This is a genomic window from Streptosporangium canum (assembly GCF_900113865.1).
Lineage (GTDB): Bacteria > Actinomycetota > Actinomycetes > Streptosporangiales > Streptosporangiaceae > Streptosporangium > Streptosporangium canum.
The window spans coordinates 40,092-62,582 of the sequence record NZ_FOQY01000007.1 but is presented as its reverse complement, the minus strand read 5'-3'; the positions used below and the strand labels follow the sequence as shown (position 1 = coordinate 62,582).

At 72.5% G+C, this 22,491-nt stretch carries 20 protein-coding genes and 3 pseudogenes; 10 read left to right on the top strand and 13 right to left on the bottom strand.

All coding sequences use genetic code 11. The features are described 5' to 3' along the window. Positions 1-170: 170 nt before the first annotated feature. The 3 genes from BM085_RS12660 to BM085_RS12650 all read left to right on the top strand — a co-directional run bounded on the left by BM085_RS12660 (position 171) and on the right by BM085_RS12650 (position 2,339). Entirely contained in the window at positions 171-365 is a 195-nt protein-coding gene (locus BM085_RS12660) for a helix-turn-helix transcriptional regulator (RefSeq protein ID WP_031167642.1), read from the top strand. Further along, positions 355-735: a hypothetical protein gene (locus BM085_RS12655; RefSeq protein ID WP_093887201.1), complete on the top strand. Its 381-nt coding sequence runs from the start codon at positions 355-357 to the stop codon at positions 733-735. Before BM085_RS12660 ends, BM085_RS12655 begins: the two co-directional genes overlap by 11 nt. Positions 736-869: 134 nt before the next feature. Continuing rightward, positions 870-2,339 carry a serine hydrolase domain-containing protein gene (locus BM085_RS12650; protein ID WP_093887200.1) on the top strand — a complete coding sequence of 490 codons (1,470 nt, stop codon included), beginning with the start codon at positions 870-872 and terminating at the stop codon, positions 2,337-2,339. Positions 2,340-2,516: 177 nt separating this feature from the next. Here BM085_RS12650 and BM085_RS47405 read toward each other — a convergent pair. Beyond that, positions 2,517-2,591, bottom strand: a pseudogene (locus tag BM085_RS47405) (hypothetical protein); the annotation flags it as partial. Between the two features lie 85 nt (positions 2,592-2,676). Then, positions 2,677-2,790, bottom strand: a pseudogene (locus BM085_RS47400) (hypothetical protein); the annotation flags it as partial. Between the two features lie 157 nt (positions 2,791-2,947). On the opposite strand from BM085_RS47400, the gene BM085_RS12635 reads away from it, so the two are divergent. The 5 genes and pseudogenes from BM085_RS12635 (at position 2,948) to BM085_RS12615 (ending at position 6,441) form a co-directional block, all read left to right on the top strand. Beyond that, a complete protein-coding gene (locus BM085_RS12635) occupies positions 2,948-3,304 on the top strand; it encodes a VOC family protein (RefSeq protein WP_093887199.1) in 357 nt (118 codons plus the stop codon). A gap of 134 nt (positions 3,305-3,438) precedes the next feature. After that, entirely contained in the window at positions 3,439-4,011 is a 573-nt protein-coding gene (locus BM085_RS12630) for a DoxX family protein (protein WP_093887198.1), read from the top strand. A gap of 203 nt (positions 4,012-4,214) precedes the next feature. Beyond that, positions 4,215-4,313, top strand: a pseudogene (locus tag BM085_RS46790) (methyltransferase domain-containing protein); the annotation flags it as partial. 628 nt (positions 4,314-4,941) lie between these two features. Then, positions 4,942-5,595 (top strand): NAD(P)-dependent oxidoreductase, encoded by a 654-nt coding sequence (locus tag BM085_RS12620; protein ID WP_093887197.1) that lies wholly within the window; start codon positions 4,942-4,944, stop codon positions 5,593-5,595. A gap of 141 nt (positions 5,596-5,736) precedes the next feature. Further along, entirely contained in the window at positions 5,737-6,441 is a 705-nt protein-coding gene (locus BM085_RS12615; protein WP_093887196.1) for a hypothetical protein, read from the top strand. Here BM085_RS12615 and BM085_RS12610 read toward each other — a convergent pair. The 4 genes from BM085_RS12610 to BM085_RS12595 form a co-directional block, all read right to left on the bottom strand. Next, positions 6,381-7,043, bottom strand: coding sequence for a response regulator (locus BM085_RS12610; protein ID WP_031170607.1), 663 nt, complete (start codon positions 7,041-7,043; stop codon positions 6,381-6,383). The two genes, BM085_RS12615 and BM085_RS12610, sit on opposite strands and share 61 nt — an antisense overlap. A 57-nt stretch (positions 7,044-7,100) precedes the next feature. Further along, positions 7,101-8,303 (bottom strand): sensor histidine kinase, encoded by a 1,203-nt coding sequence (locus BM085_RS12605; protein WP_093887195.1) that lies wholly within the window; start codon positions 8,301-8,303, stop codon positions 7,101-7,103. Between the two features lie 79 nt (positions 8,304-8,382). Next, positions 8,383-9,897 (bottom strand): serine/threonine-protein kinase, encoded by a 1,515-nt coding sequence (locus BM085_RS12600; RefSeq protein WP_245789286.1) that lies wholly within the window; start codon positions 9,895-9,897, stop codon positions 8,383-8,385. A 5-nt stretch (positions 9,898-9,902) separates the two neighbouring features. After that, the gene (locus tag BM085_RS12595) at positions 9,903-11,525 is read right to left on the bottom strand and encodes a zinc ribbon domain-containing protein (protein WP_093887193.1); all 1,623 of its coding nucleotides are present in this window, start codon (positions 11,523-11,525) and stop codon (positions 9,903-9,905) included. Positions 11,526-11,711: 186 nt separating this feature from the next. Between BM085_RS12595 and BM085_RS12590 the strand changes: the two genes are divergently transcribed. Together BM085_RS12590 and BM085_RS12585 are read left to right on the top strand one after the other, a co-directional pair. After that, positions 11,712-13,769, top strand: coding sequence for a hydantoinase/oxoprolinase family protein (locus BM085_RS12590; RefSeq protein WP_093887192.1), 2,058 nt, complete (start codon positions 11,712-11,714; stop codon positions 13,767-13,769). Beyond that, on the top strand, positions 13,766-15,607 hold the full coding sequence (locus BM085_RS12585) for a hydantoinase B/oxoprolinase family protein (RefSeq protein WP_093887191.1): 1,842 nt from the start codon (positions 13,766-13,768) through the stop codon (positions 15,605-15,607). The genes BM085_RS12590 and BM085_RS12585 overlap by 4 nt, the downstream gene beginning before the upstream one ends. 18 nt (positions 15,608-15,625) lie before the next feature. Here BM085_RS12585 and BM085_RS12580 read toward each other — a convergent pair whose 3' ends face one another. The 7 genes from BM085_RS12580 to BM085_RS12550 all read right to left on the bottom strand — a co-directional run bounded on the left by BM085_RS12580 (position 15,626) and on the right by BM085_RS12550 (position 22,467). Beyond that, positions 15,626-16,216, bottom strand: coding sequence for a Uma2 family endonuclease (locus BM085_RS12580; protein WP_093887190.1), 591 nt, complete (start codon positions 16,214-16,216; stop codon positions 15,626-15,628). Between the two features lie 49 nt (positions 16,217-16,265). Continuing rightward, a complete protein-coding gene (locus BM085_RS12575; RefSeq protein WP_093887189.1) occupies positions 16,266-16,955 on the bottom strand; it encodes an adenosylcobinamide amidohydrolase in 690 nt (229 codons plus the stop codon). Positions 16,956-17,004: 49 nt separating this feature from the next. After that, positions 17,005-17,778, bottom strand: a complete 774-nt coding sequence (locus tag BM085_RS12570) for an ABC transporter ATP-binding protein (RefSeq protein ID WP_086578945.1) — start codon at positions 17,776-17,778, stop codon at positions 17,005-17,007. Positions 17,779-17,876: 98 nt separating this feature from the next. Further along, positions 17,877-18,842: a FecCD family ABC transporter permease gene (locus tag BM085_RS12565; RefSeq protein ID WP_093887395.1), complete on the bottom strand. Its 966-nt coding sequence runs from the start codon at positions 18,840-18,842 to the stop codon at positions 17,877-17,879. 270 nt (positions 18,843-19,112) lie between these two features. Then, positions 19,113-20,060, bottom strand: coding sequence for an ABC transporter substrate-binding protein (locus tag BM085_RS12560; protein WP_093887188.1), 948 nt, complete (start codon positions 20,058-20,060; stop codon positions 19,113-19,115). A gap of 237 nt (positions 20,061-20,297) precedes the next feature. Continuing rightward, positions 20,298-21,152, bottom strand: a complete 855-nt coding sequence (locus tag BM085_RS12555) for a Gfo/Idh/MocA family protein (RefSeq protein ID WP_093887187.1) — start codon at positions 21,150-21,152, stop codon at positions 20,298-20,300. Between the two features lie 115 nt (positions 21,153-21,267). Then, on the bottom strand, positions 21,268-22,467 hold the full coding sequence (locus BM085_RS12550) for a cytochrome P450 (protein WP_093887186.1): 1,200 nt from the start codon (positions 22,465-22,467) through the stop codon (positions 21,268-21,270). Positions 22,468-22,491 lie beyond the last annotated feature (24 nt).

Genomic DNA, 22,491 nt, shown 5'->3' with positions numbered 1-22,491 from the left:
GAAAATATACACAATCCATCCCAATATTGACACATCCCTTACGGCCGAACCGGGCGAACCGGCTCGGCGCCGGCCGCAGCCCGCCAGGCTCGATGTAAAGCTCACTTGACATGAGGGAAGTGTCAAGGGTACTTTCCATGCAGAGGGTGATGTAAAAGGAGCTTTACATTGTGGACAACGACGTCAGGGAGTTACGAGGCGCCGCAGGGCTCTCCCAGCAGGCTCTCGGGGAGCGTCTCGGCGTGTCCCGGCAGACGATCAACGCCATAGAACAGGGCCGGTACGACCCCTCGCTCCCCCTTGCCATCCGATTGGCCCGGTTCTTCGGCCGGACCGTCGAGGAGGTCTTCCACTGTGACGACTGACCGCTGGTTCTTCCCGGCGTTCTGCCTGCTGCTCGGCCTGCTGCTGGGCGTGCCGTTCATGCTCCGCGGCGAGGTCGCGATCGGGCTGGTGTTCGTCGGCATCATGGCCGGCTACGCCGCCGTCCTCCTGCTGACGCGCAGCCGCAGCGAGACCACGGCGATGCTGAGCGGCGAGCTGGGCGACGAGCGGCGCAGGCTCAACGAGCTGCGCGCCCGCGGCGCCACGGCCCACGTGCTCATGACGATCGTGCTCGGCGGGTTCTTCATACAGATCTGGCGCGGCGAGGATTACCTGCCGTTCGCCGCCCTGGCCGCCGCCGGGGGTGTTTCCTATGGGATCGCGCTCTTCTACTTCTCCCGGCGGGGCTGACACCCCTCCCGCATGCCGCGCGCCCGATCCCGTCCAAGGCCCTGCGGCCCGCCCCGGCTCTGATCTCCGCTCCCGAGGAGCCGCACGCGAGACCCGGACCCGATCCGATCCAACCCCCGGGAGGGGAGCGTTTCATGTTCAACCGGAACAGTCTGGCGTTCACCCCGGGTCAGCTACTGGCCGCCGCGGTGGCGGCGGGGCTGGCCGCACTCCTCGCCTTCGCCGTCGCGCCCACGCCGCCGCGGCTCGGGGCCGCGACGACGGGTGACCTCGCGCTGGCCGAGGCCGTACGCGAAGCGGCGGGATCCGACGGCTACCGCGCCCTGTCCGTGGCGCTGGTCGACAACGGCGTCATCCGCACGGCCGGGGTCGGCGACACGGGCGGGCCCGTCCCGCGTCCGGTCGACGCGTCCACCCCGTTCGAGATCGGCTCGGTTCCCAAGGCGTTCACCGGCATGATCCTCGCCGACATGGCGGCCCGGGACGGCCTCGACCCGCGTTCGCCGGTGCCCGGCCTCAAGGACTCGATCACCTACGAGGAACTGACCAGCCACCGTTCCGGCCTCCCCCGGCTGCCCGGCGGCATGGGCATGCTGGCGAGGGCGATCGCCGCGAACTACAGCCACGGCAACCCCTACGGCGGACAGGACGTCTCCGACGTGCGCGAGGCGGCCGGCTCGGCCGGGCTCTCCGGGCGCGGCGAGGTCTCCTACTCCAACCTCGGCGTGGCGGTGCTCGGGAACGCGCTCGCCGAGCGGGCGGGCCTCCCCTATCCCGAGCTGCTGAAGCGGCGGGTGCTGGAGCCGCTCGGCATGAAGGCCACCACCACGTCGATCCCCGCGACGGGCAGGGCGCACGGCTACACGGAGGCCGGGCACGAGGCGGACCCGTGGGTGGGCACGGGCTTCCTCCCGGCGGGCATCGGCGTCTGGTCCACCAGCGCCGACCTCGCCCGCCTCGCCGCCGCGATGCTCACGGGCAGTGCCCCGGGGGCCGACGCCGCGACGCCGCGCTTCACCCAGGACCAGACCCGTCGCGTCGGCTACGGCTGGTTCACGACGAAGACCAAGAAGGGCCAGGTCACCTGGCACAACGGCGGCACCGGCGGCTTCAGCGCGTACGTCGGCTTCGACCGCGACGGCAAGCGCGGCGTGGTCGTGCTGGGCAACACCGACAAGGGCGTCGACCATGTGGGCCTGCGGCTGCTCGGCCACGACGCGCCGGAGCCCTCCCCCAGCCCCCAGGCCCTCATCGCGATCGCGGGCACCCTGCTCCTGCCCCTCGGCGCCGCCCTGACCGTGTGGGAGCCGGCGACCCGCCGCAAGCCGACCCGCAACCGTCCCCAGCTCGACCGTCTCGGCGTGGTCAACACCACGGCCACCGCCGTCCTGCTCCTCTGGGCGGCCTGGCTGATCGGAGCCTGGGGCGCGCTGCCCACCGCCCTGTTCATCCTCGCCACAGCGGCCACGGCCGCCGGCACGGCACTGACCCTCACCCGCTGGCGAGACCTCCCCACGGCCCGTCAGCCCGGCCGCCGGCTCCCCGCCCTCTTCGGCCTCCTCGTCAACCTCGCGATCGGCACAGCCCTCCTCCTCGCGACCTGACCCTTGGAGAGGCTCCGGATCGGCATCGCGCGGCAGGTAGCCCTCGATCTCTACCCAGGGCCGGAACCGGGCCGGTAACCGGGCTGCGACGTTGTCCATCATCTCCTTGATCCGGATCAGCGCGCCCTCGCCCCCGAGCGCCTCGTCACACCTCCTCACGAAGTCCTCGGTCGGAGGCCGCCGCCCGGTCTCCGCCATGGAGATCGTGCCCAGCGCGAATCCGGTCCGTCTGGCCGGCTTCCCCTGGGACAGCCCGGCCTGCTGCCGGTATCGGCGCAGCTCGTAGCCGAAGAACGCGATCGGCGACGTGGCTCTCCACGGTACGCACCGAGATGCACAGCCGCGCCGCGATCTCGGCGTTGCCGAGATGGGCTCCGACCAGTTCCAGCACCTCGGCTTCCCGGAGCGAGATCTCCACTCCTGTCACCGCTGTCCCGGTTTCCCGCACCATCTCCGCACATCATCCGCAATGGCCACCGTGCGCGATCCGTGCCGTCGATCCGTGGCCGGGTTCCGTGATCGCCACGGATGTGGACCCGCCAGGCCGGGCGAGAAGCTGTGACCACGCCGACAGCGGGTCGATGTGACCCACGACCACAGGAGTGACCATGACCGGCTCTTCCCCCCAGGGAATCAGGACCGTGCTGCACTCCGTGTCCGACCTGGCCAGGGCCAAGGCGGTGTACGCGGCCCTGCTCGGCATCGCGCCGCAGACCGACTCGTCCTACTACGTCGGCTTCGAGGCCGAGTGCCAGCACATCGGACTGGTGCCCGGCGATGGACCGCAGGGCATGACCTCGCCGGTGGCCTACTGGCACGTACCGGACATCGAGGCGAAGCTCGCCGAGGTGACCGCCGCGGGAGCCACCGTGAAGGAGGCCGCGCACGACATCGGCGGCGGCCGCCTGGTGGCCACCGTCACCGACCCCGGCGGCAACGTCCTCGGACTGCTTCAAGACCGATGAACGCCGACCCCGCGCCCAGCGCCGCCCGCCGCCACGCCGCCACCACCCCATAGACGACGGACGGGCCGGCTCGTACCGACCCGCCCACCAAGATCTTTCCCCGGCCGACCCGACAAGAAAGGCAGTGACCGGACATGAACCGGAACGTCAGCGAGAACCCACTCGGCGTCAAGGACGTCGAGCAGCCCAAGGAACGCGGAACGAGGTTCACGCTCAACGGCGCACTTTGGTCACTCCAGGCGTTGTTCGGCTTCTTCTTCGCCGGCAGCGGTTTCGGCAAGGTGCTGCTGTACGACGGAGCCCTGTATGCGGCAGCGCCCCAGGCCGTGGCTTGGTACGCCGCGGTGTCGCAGCCCCTGATCGTCTTCATCGGGGTCTGTGAGGTGCTTGGCGGCATCGGCCTGATCCTGCCGGCGATGACGGGCGTCAAGCCGAAGCTGACGCCGCTCGCCGCCGCCGGCCTGACGCTGACGATGATTCTCGCGGCCGGTTTTCATATCATGCGCGGCGAATACGAATTGGTGCCCGCGAATCTCTTGCTGGGAGGCGTCGCGGCGTTCGTCGCGGTCGGACGATGGAAGCTGAGGCCCATCGCACCCGCGACCATCACCACCTCACGCGCACTCAAGTCGTCCGCGGTCCTCGGCGCACTGGCCCTGCTGGCATTCGCTCCGACGTGGTACACGATGACCAACGCCCAATTCTGATCACTCCGTTTCGCACGCCGGCCGCCCGGCCACCTCGCCCGGCATGAGCGGATCGAGGAACCCGGGAACGGCAGTCGGCGCTGATAATGATCTTGCGCGAGGCATGAGAAGGATCTTCACCGCAGCGTGAGAGGTCCTGTCCTCGACACCGGCGGCGGCGCAGCAGGTCTGCCGGCGGTGGGCCGGTCGACACCCTCCCGGTTGACGGCTTCGACGTGGCCGTCAGCCGGTTCGGGATCATGTTCTTCGCCGACCCGGTCGCCGCGTTCGCCAACATCGGCCGCGCGCTGCGGCCGGGAGGCCGGCTGGCCTTCCTGTCCCTGCGGGAGATGAGCGACAACGACCCGGGCCCCGTCTTCACCACGATGGCCGAGCACCTCCCGGCACGGCCCGCCACCACCGGCCCCGGCGCTCCGGGGCCGGAGTCGCTGGCCGACCCGGACCGCATCCGCGAGGTGCTCACCGGCGCGGGCTTCGAGGCGGTGACCTCGGAGCCTGTCGAGGCGCCCCAGATGTGGGGCCGGGACGCCGAGGACGCGGCCGGATTCCTCGGCGCCTGGGGTCCCGTCCGTTTCATGCTCGACCAGGTCGACCCGGTGTCCGCCGCCCGCGACGCTCTCACGGAGGCGCTCCGGCCTCACGAGGAGCCCGGCGCCGTACGGCTGCGCGGCGCGGCCTGGCTGGTCACCGCCACCCCGCCCCAGCCTCCGGGAGAACCAGCCGATCCCCGGCCCTCTCCCCCGCACCGCCGGAAAATCCATCCGGCACGGCCCGCCCTCCCGGCCCTCGGAGAACCGGCCGTCTCACCCCGCACCGCCGGAGAACCGGCTGGTCGGCGTAACTATCGTTGCGGAAAGCGACCCTCCGCGCCCTACCGTCGCGACATCGGCCGGCGATCCTCCGCCGGCCCTGACGGACGGAGCATCCGCGATGAGCAAGATCGCAGTTTTCGGCGCGGGCGGGCGGGCCGGCCGGCGGGCGGTCGCCGAGGCCGTCTCCCGCGGCCACCAGGTCACCGCGGTGGTGCGCGATCCGGCCAGGTACGAGGGCCCGACCGGTGACGGGGTGACGCTGGTGGCCGGCGACGTCACCCGGGCGGACAGCGTGGCGGCGGTCGCCGCCGGGCACGACGCGGCGATCAGCGCCGCCGCCCGGCTCGACGTGCCGGCGGAGGAGTTCTACGTGGGTGCGGCGCATGCCCTGCTGGACGGCCTGGCACGGGCGGGCGTCGGCCGGCTGGTGGTCGTCGGCATCGGCACCCTCCTGGAGACCGCGCCCGGAGTGCGGCTCCTGGACGCGCCCGGCTTCCCGGACGAGGCCAGGAACTTCTCCCTCGGGCACGCGGCGGAGCTCGACGTCCTGCGGGCGGCGGACACCGGGATCGACTGGCTGATGGTCACGCCGCCGCCCACGCTGCTCGACGACGAGGCCCCGCGGACCGGCCGCTACCGGACCGGCGGCGAGCAGGTGCTGCCCGGCGGCGAGGAGACGGGCCTGCTCTCCTACGCCGACCTCGCGGTCGCGCTGGTCGACGAGATCGAGAACCCCAAGCACCACCGGACTCAGGTCGCCGTGGCGCCCTGACCTGGCCCGGCCGGCGCCTGCCTCCGGGGGAGACGGCCTTACCCGTGAGAGGGACAGCGGATCCGCCCGGCGGCGGACGACCGGGGAGGAGACGGCGACCTACCTTCCTTGCGACAGTTCCCGCACAGGCAAGGAAACCCCATGTTCAAAGACTCCGCCGACTTCCGGCGCGTGGCCGCAGGCACGCTGCTGATCGTCGCCCCGCTGCTCCAGGCCGTCGCCGTCGTCCTCGACCCGGGCACCTGGGGCGACGACCGCGAGGCGGTCAGCTACGGCGTCAACCCCACCCTCGCCCAGGTCGAGTCGGCCATGTACCACTGGGCCTACCTGCTGATGGGCCTGGCCGCCATCGGCCTGCTGCACGTGATGCGCCGCCGCTCGGTGGTCTTCGGCCACATCGTGGGCCCGCTGACCGTCCTCGGCTACATCAACCTGTCGGGCCTGCTCATGATCGACCCGGTCGAGTGGTGGCTCGGACGGCACAACAGCCCCGAGGAGGCCACCCGGATCCTCGACGAGATGCTGGACCTGCCCGGCGTCGTCTTCGGCTTCCAGATGCCGTGGATCTTCTTCGCGATCCTCGGCCTGCCGATCCTGCTGGTCGGCGTCTGGCGCGCCGGGTTCGCGCACTGGTGGGTCCCGCTCGCCGTCGGCATCGGCTACGGCACCTCGCTGCTGGTCCCCTACGGCCCGGTGACCGTCGTGATGTGGGTCGCCCCGGCGGTCGCGCTGGGCTCGCTCGGGGTCAAGATGCTCCGGATGAGCCGCGAGGAGTGGGTCTCCTTCTACCCGACCGCCGCCCCGGGCCGGACCACACCCGACTCGTACGCGAACACGACCGCCTGAGCCCGATCACGCAGATGAAGCTTCATCAGCACCCGCGCCACGTGGGTCTTGACCGTGGCCTCGCCGACGAACAGCTGTGCCGCGATCTCGGCGTTGGTCAGGCCACGGGCCAGGAACCGCAGCACCTCCAGCTCGCGCGGGGTGAGGTCGGCGAGCTGCGGCGGGGGCGCGGGGTCGTGGCGGCCGGCGAAGGAGGCGATGACGCGGGTGGTCACGGCCGGGTCGAGCAGCGCGTCACCGCCGACGACGACGCGGATGGCCTCCACGAGCTGCTCGGGCGGCGAGACCTTGAGCAGGAACCCGCTGGTCCCGGCGCGGAGCGCGGCGTAGAGGTTCTCGTCGGTGTCGAACGTGGTGAGCATGACGACCTTCGGCGGGTCCGGCCAGTCGAGCAGCTTCCTGGCCGCGGTGAGGCCGTCCATGCGCGGCATGGAGATGTCCATCAGCACGATGTCCGGCCGGGTGCGGCGGGCCACGGTGACGGCCTCCAGTCCGTCGGCCGCCTCCCCCACCACCTCCATGCCGGGCTCGCTCTCCACGACGAGCTTCAGCCCGACGCGGACCATCGCCTGGTCGTCGGCGATCACGATGCGGATGCTCACTTCTTCTCCTCGCTCAGCGGAACGCCGGCTCGTTCACGGGATCGGCGTGTCATTGGCTTATCCGAGCCGCTCAATCGCGAACGCCTCCTGGGAGATCGGCAGGGACGCGTGGACGCGGAAACCGCCCTCGGGACGGGGGCCCGCCTCGAACGCGCCGCCGAACAGCGCGGCGCGCTCGCGCATGCCGACGAGACCGTTGCCCGTCGACAGCCCGGAGGAGGCGCTGCCGCCGCCGTCCACGATCTCCAGCTCCACCCGGCTCTCGCGGTAGGAGATCGAGATCCGGATCTCGGACTCGCCCGCGTGCTTGACCGCGTTGGTGAGGGCCTCCTGCACGATGCGGTAGGCGGACAGGTCCAGCCCCGGCGCGAGCCGTACCGGCTCGCCGGAGACGTCCAGGGTGATCCGCAGCCCGGAGGAGACGAGCGTGCTCACCGTGCCGGGCAGCAGGTCCAGGCCGGGCTGCGGGATGGCCTCGTCGAGCGGCATGCGCAGCGCGCCGAGCATGACGCGCAGCTCCTCGACGGCCTCGCGGCCCATCCGCTCGATGCCGAGGAGCACCTCGTTCTCCCCGCCCTGCGTACGGCGGAGCACCCCGGCCTGCATGACCATCATGCTGACGCTGTGCGCGACCACGTCGTGCAGTTCGCGGGCGATGCGGACCCGTTCCTCGGCGACGGCCTCGGCGGCCCGGCGCTCCCTGTCGCGTTCCACCTGCGCGGCATGGTCGGCCAGGCGGCGGGCCCGGGTGGCGTGGGCGTGCACGGCGAGACCGGTGAGATAGGCGGCGCCGAAGACGACGGTCAGGAAGATGACCTCGTCGAAGGGGAGCAGGCGGTGGTCGACGGCGCCGGAGTCGAAGACCAGGATGCCGGTCACGGCCCAGGCGAGGCCCGGCTTGAACGGGAGTTCGGCGCCGACCGTGTGGAAGACGATGAGCAGGGAGGCGAGCTGCCAGACCTGGCAGTGCTCGTAGCCCTGCCGGTGCCAGGCGTACTGGGCGAGGATCATCAGGATGTAGACCGCGACCGGCGCCTTGCGGCGCAACCACACCAGCACGCCGGTGACGACCGCCTGGCCGATCCACCACAGCTCGGGGGTCTCGGCCGCGCCGTACTCGGTCGCGACGGTGAACGCCTCCAGCGTGCCGAGGACGATGATCGCGCATCCGATGAGCAGATCGATTTTCGACACCGCGCGGAGGTGCCGGGTGAGCGACACCGTGCGGGGGTGCCGGACAAGGAGGAGGGGAACCGCCATGCGGGGAGACTAAGCCCTCGCGTCCGCATTTCACATAGGACAAAACGCCCAGACCAGCGGGTTGCAAGTCGGCCACAAGTCACGAGGCAGGGAAGGACACGCTCCGCATGAGCCGGTTGGCGAGCGCGTCGTCACACCTGCCGGGCGCGCAGAAGTAGATCATAAGTGCGGGTTCGTCCGCTCGCTCCACGGCCCACCCCGTGAACTCGAGCTTGCCGCCGCGCTGCGGATCCGTGATCGACCCCTCCAGCCGTACGGCGGGCTTGCCGCCCACCAGCACCTGGACCACCTCGGAGTAGACGTTGACCGTGCCGGGCAGCGAGGACTGCAGGGTCTCCTGGAGCTGCTGCGCGCCGCCGCGGGGATCGAGGGTGTCGAGGGTCTGCGCGTAGATGCCGGTGGCCTCCTCCGGCGCGTCCTTGATGATCTCGTTGACGGCCGCCCAGTCGGCGGTGACCGGCGTGGCGAACAGCGCGTCGAACTCCCCCGCCTTCGGTGAGGCCACCATGAACACGTCCGCGTGCGGGCGCGGGGTCCAGTCATCGGGATGCTCGAACCCGATCGGCACGGCCGCCGTGCCCTCGTAGGGCACCCAGGTGTCGCCGCCCCGCAGGAAGGTCGCGAGAATTCCCAGCAGCGCGATGATCGCCACGATCGCGACCCCCGCTCCGATGAGGATGCCCCGGCCGCCGGACCTGGGCGCCTTGCTCTCCTTCACCGGCCGGGCACCCTGGCTGAGCTGGTAGGACTGGCCGCTGATCGCGTCACGGAGCTCGGCGACGAACTGCGTGCAGGTGTCGTAGCGCTGCTCGGGCGACTTGGCCAGCGCCCGGGCCATGACGCCGTCGACCTCCATCGGGAGCTCGGGCCGGAGCGTGCTGAGCGGGGTGGGCGACTCGGCCAGGTGCGCCCAGAGCAGCGCGATCTCGTTGTCGCGCTGGAACGGCAGCCGCCCGGCCAGCGCCTCGTAGACCACGCAGGCCAGGCCGTACTGGTCGCAGCGGCCGTCGATGTGCTCCTTGTTGATCTGCTCGGGAGACATGTAGCGGGGGGTGCCGATGAACTGGTTGGTCTGGGTCAGCCCGGAGATCGAGGTGCGGTGCTTGGTGATGCCGAAGTCGGTGAGATAGGCGTGGTCGCCCTCGGTGTGACCGGCGATCAGGATGTTGGCGGGCTTGACGTCGCGGTGGATCAGGTCGTGCGCGTGCGCGGTGTCCAGCGCGGCGGCCACCTGCGCGAAGATCCGGTTGACCTGGCTGATCGGCATCGGCCCCCGGTCGTAGAAGAGTCGGCGCAGGTCGGGGCCGTCGACGTAGCGCATCGCGATGTAGAGCGTGCCGTCCTCGGCGGAGTCGGCCTCGTAGATCGGGATGATGTTGGGATGGTCGATGCTCGCGACCGTCCGCGACTCCAGCACGAAACGCTGGCGGAAGCGGTCGTCCTCACCCAGCAGCGGATTGAGGATCTTCAGCGCCACCCGGCGGTTGAGCCGGGAGTCCACCGCGAGGTAGACCACGGCCATGCCGCCTTTGCCGATGATGTCCTCGACGCGGTATCCGGCCACCTCCTGGCCGATCAGTGCTCTCTCGTTCACGGCCGTCACGTCTCGGAGGCGTGGCCGCAGTAGCCGCAGAAGCGGTGCGCGGGGCCCAGCCGCATCCCGCAGGCGGTGCAGTACTTCTGGGCCGCCGTGTCTGCGGTCTTGGCGCCGGGAAGCCGCTGGGCGGCCGGGTCGGCGGGCTTGGCCCCGGGGTCCCGGGCGACCAGCACGGGCTGGCCGGGCGAGGTGGAGGAGGTCTTGGGCAGGGCGGGGAAGGACCGGCTGACCACGACCGTGGGATCGGCCGTCTCGTCGGGCGGTGGGCGCCGCAGCGCGGGCGGCGGGCCGGCGATCGGCACGGGGGCCGTCCCGGGCCGGGTGTCCCCCGACCGGGTGGTGCCGGGGTGACCGTTGCCGGCCGGCCCCTCCCCCGGCGGCGACCTGCGCCGCCAGAGCAGCAGCGCGCCGGCCACCACGGCCACCACCAGCACGCCGCCGGCGGCCAGGAACGGCCACAGCGGCGGCCCGTCGCTCTCGTCCCCGACGGGGGCGGCGGCCTTCCTGACCCCTTCGTCCTCGGCGGTGCCGCGCTTCTGCTGGGCCGTCTTCAGGTGCGCCGCCGCCACGGTGTGCCCCGGATACAGGTCGAGGACGCGCTGGAATGCGGGCACGGCGTCGCCGTAGTACTTGGTGTGGAAGCGGGTCAGCGCCTGTTCGAAGGCGGCGTCGATCGGGCCGCGCCTGGGCGCGACCTTGGCCTCGGCCAGCGCCTTGGAGATCTCCCGGACGCCGATCATCCGGCCGTCCTTGCCGCCGCCGACGAGCAGCCCGACGACCGCGCCCTTCTTGTCCTCGATCACCGGGCCGCCGATCAGGCCCTTGTCGACGAGGGCCCCCAGCTTCGCCGGCTCGTCGACCTTGTTCTCGGGGTCCTTGAACTGCCGCCCGCCCGTCCCGGCGCCCCCTGCTCGCAGGTGGGCGATGTCCACGGTCTCCGGCAGGTCCGCGGCGGGCCGCCCGGTGAACCCGGCGACCGCCACCGGCGAGCCCTCCTTGTCGGGCACCGTGGCCGCGAGCGGCGCCGTGGGCAGGCCCGCGCCGCCGTCGGCCCGCCCGACGGGCATCAGCACGGCGGGGCCGTCGGGTCTGGAGTCGGCACGGACGATCTCGGCCTTGAACCCCTCCTTGTCGGGAGGGGAGATGTTGGGGAAGACGTGGATCTCGGTGGTGATGTCGACGATGCAGGTCGCGGTGGGCTGCTTGGGCGGATAGCACTCCTGCAGGTGGTGGTTGAGCTGGTCGTTCTTGATCGTGTGCCGCTCGAAGTCCTGGGGGATCTTGACCTTGTGGTGCTCGGCGAAGATCTTGTTCGCGGCGTACACCGCGATGTCCTTGTCGGTCCTGACCACCCGCGCGAGGGTGACGACGGCGCCGTCGGGGGTGACGACGGTCCCGGTGCCGGCGCCGATGGGCACCTCGTAGCTCCGCTCCACGTGGACCAGCTCGCCGATGTGGTCCAGCAGGGTGATGTCGACGCGCGCCTTCGCCTCCACCCGGACCACCGCGGGGGTCACCAGGTCGGTGATCCCGCTGGGATGCTCGTGCGCCAGGGCGGGCGTCATGGCGGCGACCGCGAGCGCGAGGCCGCCGAGGAGGGTCAGAGCAGATCCGGACCGCCGCATCGCCACTCCATAAGGGGGATAAGGACAAGCGTGGCAACCGTAGTGCAGAAGTCAAGAGAATGGCGGATAGACAAGCGCTTGCTAGGGAAATAGCCTGCGCTTCGTGAGTGAGCGGAGCGAGCGAGCCAGTGAACACAGCGGCGTTCGCGGTGAACACCGCGGCGGGCCACCGGGCGGAGGACGCCGGTGAGCCACGCGATCGGAGTCGACGTCGGCGGGACGTTCACCGACGCGGTGCTCAGCGGGCCGGACGGGCGGATGTCCGTCGCCAAGTGCCTGAGCACCCACGACGACCCCACCGACGGGATCGTCACCGCGGTCACCGCGGTGCTGGGCCGTACCGACCCGTCGGCGGTGACCAGGGTCGTGCACGCCACCACGCTGGCCACCAACGCGGTCCTGGAGCGCCGGGGCGTCCGGGTCGCCTACGTCACGACGCTGGGCTTCCGCTCGGCGATCCCCCTCGGCCGGTACGCCCGGGTGGAGGAGGACCGCTACGACCTCCGCTTCGACCCGCCCGCCCCGCCGGTCGCGGCGGAGGACTGCTTCGAGGTGCCCGAGCGCGTGAACAGCCGCGGCGAGGTGCTGCGGCCGCTGGACGAGGCGGCCGTGGTCCGGGTCGGCGAGGAGATCGCACGGCGGGGCGTCACCGCGGTCGCCGTCTGCCTGCTGCACTCCTATGCCAACCCGTCCCACGAACGGCGGATCGCGGAGATCCTCGGGGCCCTGGTCCCGACCGTGGTGATCTCCTCGGAGGTCTGGCCGGAGCTGCGCGAGTACGAACGGGCGACCACGACCATCATGTCCGCCTACGTCGGGCCGGTGATGGCGGGATACCTGCGGCGGCTGACCGCGCGGCTGGCCGCCGTCGGGATCACCGCCCCGGTGCACGTGATGGACTCCGCCGGCGGCGTGATGTCGGCCGAGCTGGCCGCGCGCCGGGCCGTGACCACGATCGAGTCCGGGCCCGCCGCGGGGGTTCTGGCCGCGGCGGCGACCGGCTATCCGGACGTGATCTCCTTCGACATGGGCGGCACGACGGCCAAGACCTGCGTGATCAGGGACGGCACTCCGGAGATCACCCACGAGTTCCACGTCGGCGGCAAGGGCAGCTTCGGCGGCCGCCGGGCCGGGACCGGGGTGCCGGTCAAGACCCCCGCCGTCGACCTGGCCGAGGTGGGCGCCGGAGGGGGCAGCGTCGCGTGGGTGGACCCGGCCGGCGCCCTGCGGGCCGGGCCGAGGTCGGCGGGCTCCGAACCCGGTCCGGCCTGTTACGGCCTGGGCGGCGAGGAGCCGACGGTGACCGACGCCAACCTGGTTCTCGGCTACCTCGACCCCGCCTCCTTCGCCGGGGGGACGATGCCGCTGTCCCGGGCTCTCGCCGAGAAGGCCGTCGACCGGCACCTGGCCGGACCGCTGGGAGTGTCCCGGGCCGAGGCCGCGCACGCGGTCCACGAGATCGCCAACGCCTCGATGGGGTCGGCCGTGCACGTGGTCACCGTGCAGCGCGGCATCGACCCGGCCGGTTTCGTCATGGTCGCGTTCGGCGGCGCGGGACCCATGCACGCGGCCCGGGTCGCCTCCCGCTTCGGCATCTCCACCGTGGTCGTCCCTGCGTACTGCGGCGTCGGCTCGGCGGCCGGCCTGCTCTCCGGCGACCTGTCCACCGACCGCGTCCTGTCCGCCCTGGACGCCGACCCCGGACAGGTCTTCGCCGCCCTCGCCACGGCGGCCGCCCGCGACCTCGGGGTGAGCCCGGACTCGCCCGGCGTGTCCGTCACCCGCTCGGCCGACATGCGCTTCACCGGGCAGGCCCACGACCTCACCGTCCCGTGGACCGACTCCCCCACCGAGCTGGCCGGCCGCTTCTCCGCCCGCTACCTGCAGGTGTACGGCATAGCCCAGGAGGGTCCCACGGAGATCGTCGGCTACCGCGTCCGCGTCACCCAGGCCGCCGCCCGCGCCCCCCGCTCCCCCGCCACTCCCGGCCCGCCCGCTCCCGCCGGCCTCCCCGGCGCCGGTACGGCGGACGGCGGGGTCACGCGCCCCGCGAGGAGGCGCAGCGCCTACTTCCCCGAGGCGGGCGGCTACGTGGAGGTTCCGGTGTTCACCCGGGCCGGCCTCGGAGAGGTCGCGGGGCCGGCGATCGTCGAGGACGCCGAGTCGACGATCGTGGTTCCCCCCGGATGGACGGCCCGGCTCGCGGAGGCCATGAGCGTGATCCTGACGGAGGCGGCCAGGTGAACGGCACCCCGGCGACCGGAACGGACGGCACCGCGTCCCACGGGGCGGGCGAGGCGGCCCCGCACGGCCCCGGCCCTCGCGGAAGCGGAGGCGGGACGGACCGCCGCGGCCCCGGTCCTCGCGGAGCCGGGGACGGGGGCGCCCGCGACGCGCTGACCGCCGAGGTGTTGCGGAACGCGCTGGTGGTGGCCGCGGAGGAGGCCAGCATCGTGGTGGTGCGGTCGGCCTACTCCACGTTCATCGTCGAGGGGTCGGACGCGTCGGCGGCGATCCTCGACGCGGGCGGGCGCCTGATCGCGCAGTCGATGGCCACCACGCTGATGAACAGCATGGCGCTCAAGGTGGCGCTGCCGGAACTGCTGGCCGACATCCCGGCCGCGACCATGCACCCCGGCGACGTGTTCGCGCTCAACGACGCCTACCGGGGCGGCGTGCACACCAACGACCTGCTCGTCTACCGGCCCGTCTTCGTCGAGGGCGTCCCCGCCTACTTCACCGCCACGATGATCCACGTCTCCGACCTCGGCGGTCTGTCGGCGGGCGGCATGGCGCCGCTGGCCACCGACATCTTCCTGGAGGGCCTGCAGCTCCCGCCCGTCAGGCTGGCCACCGAGCGGGGCGTCGAGGCCACGGTCGAGGCGATCCTGCGGGCCAACAGCCGCACCCCGGACAAGGTCATGGGCGACGTGCGGGCGCTGATCGCGGGCACCGCCGTCGCCGCCGCCAGGGTCGAGGCGCTGGTCGCCGAGTACGGCCCGGCCGGGCTCGCCGGGAGGATCGACGACTACCTGGACTACACCGAGACCAGGACCCGCACGGCCCTGGCCGCGCTCCCCGCCGGCCGCTACGAGGCCTCCTACCCGATCGACGACGACGGCATCGACCCCGGCACCCCGCACACGGTCAGGGTCGCGGTCGTCCTGGAGCCCGGGGCGGGGGTCGTGCTGGACTTCGACGGCACCGGCCCCCAGGTCCCCGCGGCGATCAACTCCTCGTCGTCGCAGTCGCTGGCCGCCGCCGTGTTCGCGGTGCGGTGCTTCCTGGACCCGTCCATCGCCATGAACGACGGCTGCCTGCGGGCGATCGAGGTACGGCTGCCGCCGGGCTCGCTGCTGAACGCCTGCTCCCCCTACCCCTGCGGCGGCCGGTTCGTGCCCGTCTACGCGGCGATGGAGGCGATCTTCCAGGCGCTGTCGGACGCGATGCCGGACCGGGCGATCGCGGCGAGCGGGATCCTGCAGCCCTTCTCCATCGCGGCCGTGCGGGCGCCTTACTGGATCCACCTGTCCTATGACTTCGGCGGGGTCGGCGCCCGGCAGGGCAAGGACGGACCGGACTCGACGGGCGTCCACTTCGGCATCGGCCGCAACTCGGTCCCCCAGGCCGAGCCGGTCGAGACCCGCTGCCCGCTGATCGTGGAGTCGGTGGAGACCGTCCCCGACTCGGGCGGACCCGGCCGCCACCGCGGCGGGCTGGGCTCCCGGACGGTGATCCGCTTCCTGGCCGACGCCCACGTCACCACCCGCGGCGACCGGCTGCGCAACGCCCCGCCCGGCCGTTCGGGCGGCCTGCCGGGACGGGTCGGCGGCTTCTACCGGCGGCACCCGGACGGTTCGCTCGAACGCCTGGGCTCCAAGGTGAACAACGCCCTCTTCGTCGCCGGAGAGGCGTTCGTGATCGAGACGACGGGAGGCGGGGGCATCGGCTCGCCGTACGACCGGCCGCTCGACGAGATCGAGGCCGACCTCAGGACGGGGAGGGTCACCGCCCGGGGCGCGCTCACCGACTACGGCGTCGCCGTACGGGCGGACGGCACGGTCATGCGAGAGGAGGAGTGACCTCCGGCCGGCCGGCGGCTACGCGCGCGGCCGGGCGAGCTCCGCGGGGTCGAAGCTCAGCCGGAAGGGCGCGATGACCGTGGCGACCTGCCCTGCCTCGCACCTCCGGACGAGGCGGTAGCCCTCCCCGTCCAGCTCGTGGACGTAGACCGCCGGTCCCTCGGCGGGCTCCACCCGCCAGTAGAACGGGATGCGGGCGTCGGCGTAGGCGCTGGGCTTCATGACGCGGTCGCGTCTGCGGGTGTGCGGGCTCACCACCTCGACCGCGAGCACCACGTCCCGGGGGGCGAACGCCGCTTCCGAGTCGGCCGCCAGAGCGCTCGGCACGACGGCGACGTCCGGGACGAGGAAGTCGGCCTTGCCGACGCGCAGGTTGATCCTGGGGACCGGCGCGAGATCCGGCCCGCCCGCGTCTTCCAGGAGCCGCACCAGCCGCATGACCACGAGCTGGTGCACCGGGGTGGGGGGCGGGCTCACGAGGAGGCTTCCCTCGAAGAGTTCGTACCGGTTCCCGTCGTCGGGGAACCGGAGCAGGTCGGCGACGGTGAACGGCGGCCTGCCCGGCAGAACCGTCCGGATCACGCGCGCGGCCGGTCGCTCGATCCTCATGGGGGTCTTCTTAACGGTCACCGTCCCAGTATCGGCGTCTCCACCCCTCTCAGACAGCACTTTCCGTAATCAGACGGCTCTTCAGCGTGATATCACTCCGATCGGCCCAGTCGCGGGCGCCCCGCTGTACGGCGTCGTGGACCGCGCGGGCGATCCGGGCGCCCCAGAGCGACCGGGGGCCGCCGAACAGTTCCTCGGGACCGTCGTCGCGCACGGCCACGCAGACGGCGTCGGAGGCCGTGCCCGTGCAGGGGAAACCGGCCTCCAGCAGCGCCTGGGACTTGGCCTCGGTCACCGTCATGACCGCGTTGACCAGGGCGGCGTCGCTCATCGCGACCGGCACGGCGACGATGATGTTGACCGTCCCCGGCAGATACATGGGCGCGAGTTCGGGATCGGCGGCGCCGTCGGGGGCGGCGGCCCAGGTGGGGACCCGTAGCCCGACGGTCGCCACCGCCTCCGCTCCCCCGTCGGCCGCCCGGGTGAAGTGATCCACCGACGCCGCGGTCAGCATGCCGACGCCGGGCCCCGGCGGGGCCATCTCCAGCAGGTGGTCCACCGGGTCCATCCGCGCGTAGCCGCCGATCACCTGGGCGTTGAGCACCCACTCGGCCGGGCCGATGCCGCCGCCGACCATCGCCGAGGAGATCGCCCGCCGGCCGGGGCCGAACTCCCACAGCAGCGAGGCCAGCCGGGCCCCGTCCTCGTCGCGGTGGCTCAGCTTCACGGGCACTCCCATCGGGTTGCGGGCCGGCGGCCGGGGCCGGTCCCGGCACGGCGGCCGGACGTCAAGGGCGTTCCAGATGGACCTCGGGCCTGCCTCCGGCGCCGGTCCCGACCCGGACACGGGCGTCGAAGTGCTCGCCGATCAGTCTCTCCGTCAGCACCTCGGCCGGGGCGCCGGAAGCCGCCACCCGGCCCCCGGCGATCAGCATCATCGAGTCGGCGTACTGGCCGGCGAGGCTCAGGTCGTGCAGGGTCGTGACCACGGTCAGCCCGTCGGCCAGGCGGAGGCGGTCGAGGAGCTCCAGGACCTGCTGCTGGTGTCCCAGGTCAAGGGCGGTGGTGGGCTCGTCGAGCAGGAGCACGGGAGCCTGCTGGGCCAGCGCTCTGGCGAGCACGACGCGCTGGCGCTCGCCCCCGGACAGGTGGCCCAGCGTGCGGGAGGCGAACGACGACAGGTCGAGCCGCTCCAGCACCGACGCCGTCACCTCGCGGTCACGGCGGCTCTCCCGGCCCAGATAGGGGATGTACGGCGTGCGGCCCAGCAGGGCGTAGTCGAACACGGTCATGTCGACCGGGAGCGCCGGGGCCTGCGGGGCGTAGGCGAGCAGCCGGGCCCGGTCCCTCGCCCTGAGCCTGCGGACGGGCGTGTCGTCGATGAGCACCTCGCCGGAGCACGGCAGCACCCCGGCGAGTGCCCTGAGCAGGGTGGACTTGCCGGCGCCGTTGGCCCCGATGACGGCCAGCCAGTCGCCGCCGCGCACCTCGAAACCGACGCCGGACAGCACGGTCCGCGTCTCCAGGACGACGGCGAGGTCCCGCACCCTGACGTGACTCACCCGATCCCCTCGCCTCGCGCTCTCTTCTTCTACGGCCCTCTCGCCCTGCGGCCCGGTGCTCGCGCGGGCGGGCGCGCCGGGCACGCCTCCCGGTCCGCTCACGTCTCCACCCGCCTGGTCACGCGCAGCACGGCGATGAAGAACGGCGCGCCGACGAAGGCGGTGACCACGCCGATGGGCAGCTCGGCCGGGGCCAGCACGGTCCGGGCGATCAGGTCGGCGAGGACCAGGAAGGCGGCCCCGCCGATCAGCGAGAGCGGGAGCACCGTCCGGTACGAGCCACCGGCCAGGCGGCGGACCACATGCGGGACCACGATGCCGACGAAGCCGATCAGCCCGCTCACCGCGACGGCCGCGGCGGTGGCCAGGGAGGCGGCGAGCAACACGACCAGCCGGACGCGGGCGACGTTGAGGCCGAGGCTGACCGCCTCGTCGTCGCCGACCGAGAGCACGTCGAGCAGCCTGCCGTGCAGCAGCATGATCACCACTGAGACCACGGCGTACGGGGCGACCAGCGCGATCTGGCTCCAGCCGCCGCCGACGTCGCCGAGGATCCAGGCGTAGATGCGCTGGAGCTCGTCCACCCGGAGCTGCTGCAGGAAGGTCTGGATGGCGGTGAGGAAGGAGGAGACGGCCACGCCGGCGAGGACCAGCGTGGCGGTGCCCCCGCCCCGGCCCGCGACGTTGCCCAGCGCGTAGGCGAGCAGGACGCCGCCGATGGCCCCCGCGAACGCGGCGGCCGGGATGGGGAGGGCCGTTTCGTCGCCTTTCATGAACACGATCGCCATCGTGGTCATGAGACCGGCGCCCGCGGCGGCCCCCAGGAGGTAGGGGTCGGCCAGCGGGTTGCGGAACACGCCCTGGTACCCGGCGCCCGCGATGGCCAGCAGGCCGCCGACGATCGCGCCGAGCAGGACCCTGGGCAGCCGGATCTCCGCCAGCAGGCCCTGCTCGACCGGCGCCAGCCCGGAGTCGGCCGAGACGAACGGCAGCCAGTCGAGCAGTTGCAGCGCCACCTTCCCCGGCGGGATGTCCGCCGCGCCGATCAGCAGGGCGGCGAGCATGGCGGCCAGCAGGACACCCGACGCCGCCAGCGACGCCAGCGGACGGGCCCCGGCCGCCCGCCGTACCGGGACGCCGGCCGTCACCGCCCCGCGCCCCGCCGTATCGGCGTCCGGGGAGGGCGCCACGACGGAGGCGGCGGCATCCCGGCCGGCGTCGGAGACGGGAGCCGCGGCCGAGGCGGCGTCACCCCGGCCGGTGGTCGGGGGTGGGGGGTCCGTCGGGGAGGCGCTTGTCCGGCCGGCGCCGGAGGGGCGGGAGAGGTCGGCCACTTATTCGGTCGCGGCTCTCTGCACGGCGTCGCCGACCTGCTTGGCGAGGTCCACCACGCGCGGGCCCCAGCGGGAGGCGACGTCGTCGTCGAGGGCGATGACCTGGTCGTTCTTGACGGCGGTGAGCTTGGACCAGCCGGGGCGCTTGGCGAGGGTGTCCCTGGACTGCGCGCAGCACTTGGTGTCGGCCAGGAAGACGAGGTCCGGGTCGGCCTGGGCGACGAACTCGGCGGAGAGCTTGGGGTAGCCGCCGGCCGCGTCGGGGGCCTTGTCCGCGACGTTGGTCAGGCCGAACAGTCCGTAGATCTGGCCGATGAAGGTGGTGGACGTGGCCGAGTAGGGCGTGGTGTCCAGCTCGTGGTAGAAGGTGAGCTTCTTGTCCTTGGGCGCGGCCGCCGCGAGCTCGTCGATCTGCTTCCGCATCCCGGCCACGAGCTCGTCGGCCTTGGCCTTGTTGCCGGTGGCCGCGCCGAGGTCGGCGATCTGGTCGTAGGCCTCGTCGAGCTTGGTGGCCGAGGGCTCCAGCAGCACCGGGACGTTGACCTTGGTCAGCTTGGCCACGATGTCGTCGGCGTCGTTGGCGAGCACCACCAGGTCGGGCTTCTTCGCGATGATCGCCTCGACGTTCGGCTTGAAGCCCGACAGGTCGGTCTTCGGCGCCTCGGCCGGGTGGTTCGACTGGTCGTCCACCGCGATGACCTGGGCTCCGGCTCCGACGGCGAACAGGCTCTCGGTGGCGGTGGGCGACAGCGAGACGATCCGCTCGGGCCTCTTGGCGATGGCGATCGAGCCGTTGCCCGCCTCGACGGTGACGGGGAAGTCCGCCGCGCCCGAGGGCGCCGGGGAGGCGACGGCCGCGTCCGGGGCGGGGGCGGGGCTCTGACCGCATCCGGCCAGGGTCAGCGCGCCGAGCAGCGCGCCGGCGAAGGCGGTACGTACGGGCCTCAAGAGAGGTCCTTTCAGTTACCGGAACCGAGAGACCCGTGAAAATGACGGATCACCCTTTTCCACGAGGGTTGACGGCGTCGGCGCAGCGGCAGGCGACCTGGCTCGGTCCGAGGAGACCATGACAGTTGCGGGACAGCGCCGGACTCACACCGGACTTCGCTGCGCGCTGCGCGTCGGACAAACGTTATCAATCCCCCTGCACGTCCCGGCGTCAAGGGCCGCGCGGGACGCCGCCCGCTAGCTGAGCTGCCGCTCCGCGTCGGCGATGATCTCCTGAAGGCGCAGGCCGTGCGCGGCGTCGAGAGGGTGGCCCCCGCCCCGGCCCACGGTCTCGGCGAACTCCGACAGCATGACGGCGAACACGTCGGAGCCGAGCTGCTCCCCGTTGATGGACTCCCGGCCGAGCCGGCCGTAGATGTCCACGGTGGAGGGCGGTGTCTCGCCCGGCGCGCTCATGCACAGCGAGGCCTCGCTCACCGCGCCGGTCTCGTGCTCCAGCAGCAGGCCGACCCAGCCCAGCGGGTTGCCGTGGGCGCGGACCCCGGTGACGCGGCCGAGCGCGGCGTCCAGCATGTCGATCATGTGCGGGCCGACGTCGAGGATCGCGCCGCGCTCCAGCCGCCACGGGGTGGCGAAGTCGCCGCCGAGCATGGCCCCGGAGATGTTGGCCGCGTACCCGCCGAACGGCTCGATGGCCGAGACCCGCGCCAGGAAGGACCGGGTGGCCGCCGAGTAGCGCCAGGTCAGGACCATCTGCGAGGCCACACCCGCCTCCCCGACCGCGTCGGCCAGCCGCCGGGCGCCGTCCAGGTCGGCCGCGAGCGGCTTCTCCAGCAGCAGCGCCTTGCCCGCCTTGGCGGCGAGCACGCCCAGCTCGGCCTGTACGGCGGGCGGCACCGAGAACGCGACCGCCTCGCAGTTGTCGAACAGCTCCTCGACGCGCGCGAAGACCGGGACGCCGAATCTCGCGGCCGCCTCGGGGCGCCGCGCCCACACGCCCACCAGGCGCGTGTCCGGTCCGGCCGCCAGCATCGGCGCGTGCACCATCTCCGCCCAGGGCCCCGCGCCCACCAAACCCACAGATATCGTCACGACCCCAGTTTCTCACGCCCCCATGCCCTGATCTGGTGCTCGGGGCGGTGCCCGCAGGGCGTTCCGGTCCCCGGCGCGGCCCCCGTGACCAGCGCGATCTCGCCGTCGGAGCGCGTCACCACTCCACGTGCAGCGCGGTCAGGCCCCGGCCGACGATCGAGGTGCGGTAGGCGACGGGGCGGCCGGGCGCCGGGCGCAGCCCCGGCAGGCGGCGGCCGAGCACCTCCAGGGCCGTGCGGAGCTGCAGGCGGGCCAGCGCGGCGCCCACGCAGAAGTGGATGCCGTAGCCCAGTGTCATGTGCGCGTCGGCGTTGCCCCGGTCGATCCGGAAGCGTTCGGGTTCGGCGAAGACGGTCTCGTCGTGCGCGGCGGAGTCGGTGGACAGCAGGCACAGCGAGCCGGCGGGGATGGTGACGCCGTGCATCTCGACGTCGGTGCTGGTGTGGCGGAAGGATCCGAGGCTGGCGCCGTCGACGCGCATGCACTCCTCGACCGCGTTCTGGATCATCTCGGGCGGGACCGGCCAGATCCCCTCGCGCAGCAGGCGCAGGACGCTGTTGCCGAGCTGGTTGGGCACGGTGTCGTTGCCGCCGAGCAGGATCGTGGAGATCAGCTCGACGACCTCGCGGTGCGACAGCTCGGCGCCGATCAGCGAGGTCATCAGCGAGACGAAGTCGTCGCGCGGCTCGGCCGCGCGGGCGGCGACCAGCTTGTCGACGTAGTCGAGGTAGGTCAGGAAGCTGTCGGCGAGCACGAGCTGGCGGTCCGGCGGCTGGGGTGACAGGAAGAGCTGGAACCAGTCCTTCACGTGCTTCTGGACGAAAGCCTCGTCGGCCTCGGGGACACCGATGAACCGGGCGGTGAGCTTGACCGACGGCACGTGGGCGAGCTCCGCGACGAAGTCGGCGGCCCCTCGGGGGACGACCCGGTCGAGCAGCTCCTCGTTCAGGTCCCTGAAGAGCCCCTCCATCGCGGCGACCGCGCGGGGGGTGAACGCCCGCGACACCGAGCGGCGCAGCCGGGTGTGCGCGGGAGGGTCGACGTTGGCGACGAAGCTGGACAGGAACGAGCCGTGCTCGCCCAGCACGCGCCGGGTCTCCTCGGTGAGGCTGCGGGAGATGGTCAGCGAGCCCTCGGAGGAGAAGCGCCGCGGATCGCCGTAGGCGGCGCGCACGTCCTCGTGGCGGGTGATGACGTAGGCGCCCAGATGCTCGCTGTGGAACACCGGCCGCTCGTGGCGGAGCCTGCGCAGGAAGTCGTACGGCGCGGCGATGTGCCAGGCCGCGCTGACGTCGAAGTCGCTAGCGGTGATCATGACATGCCTCTCGGTACGGTCGGC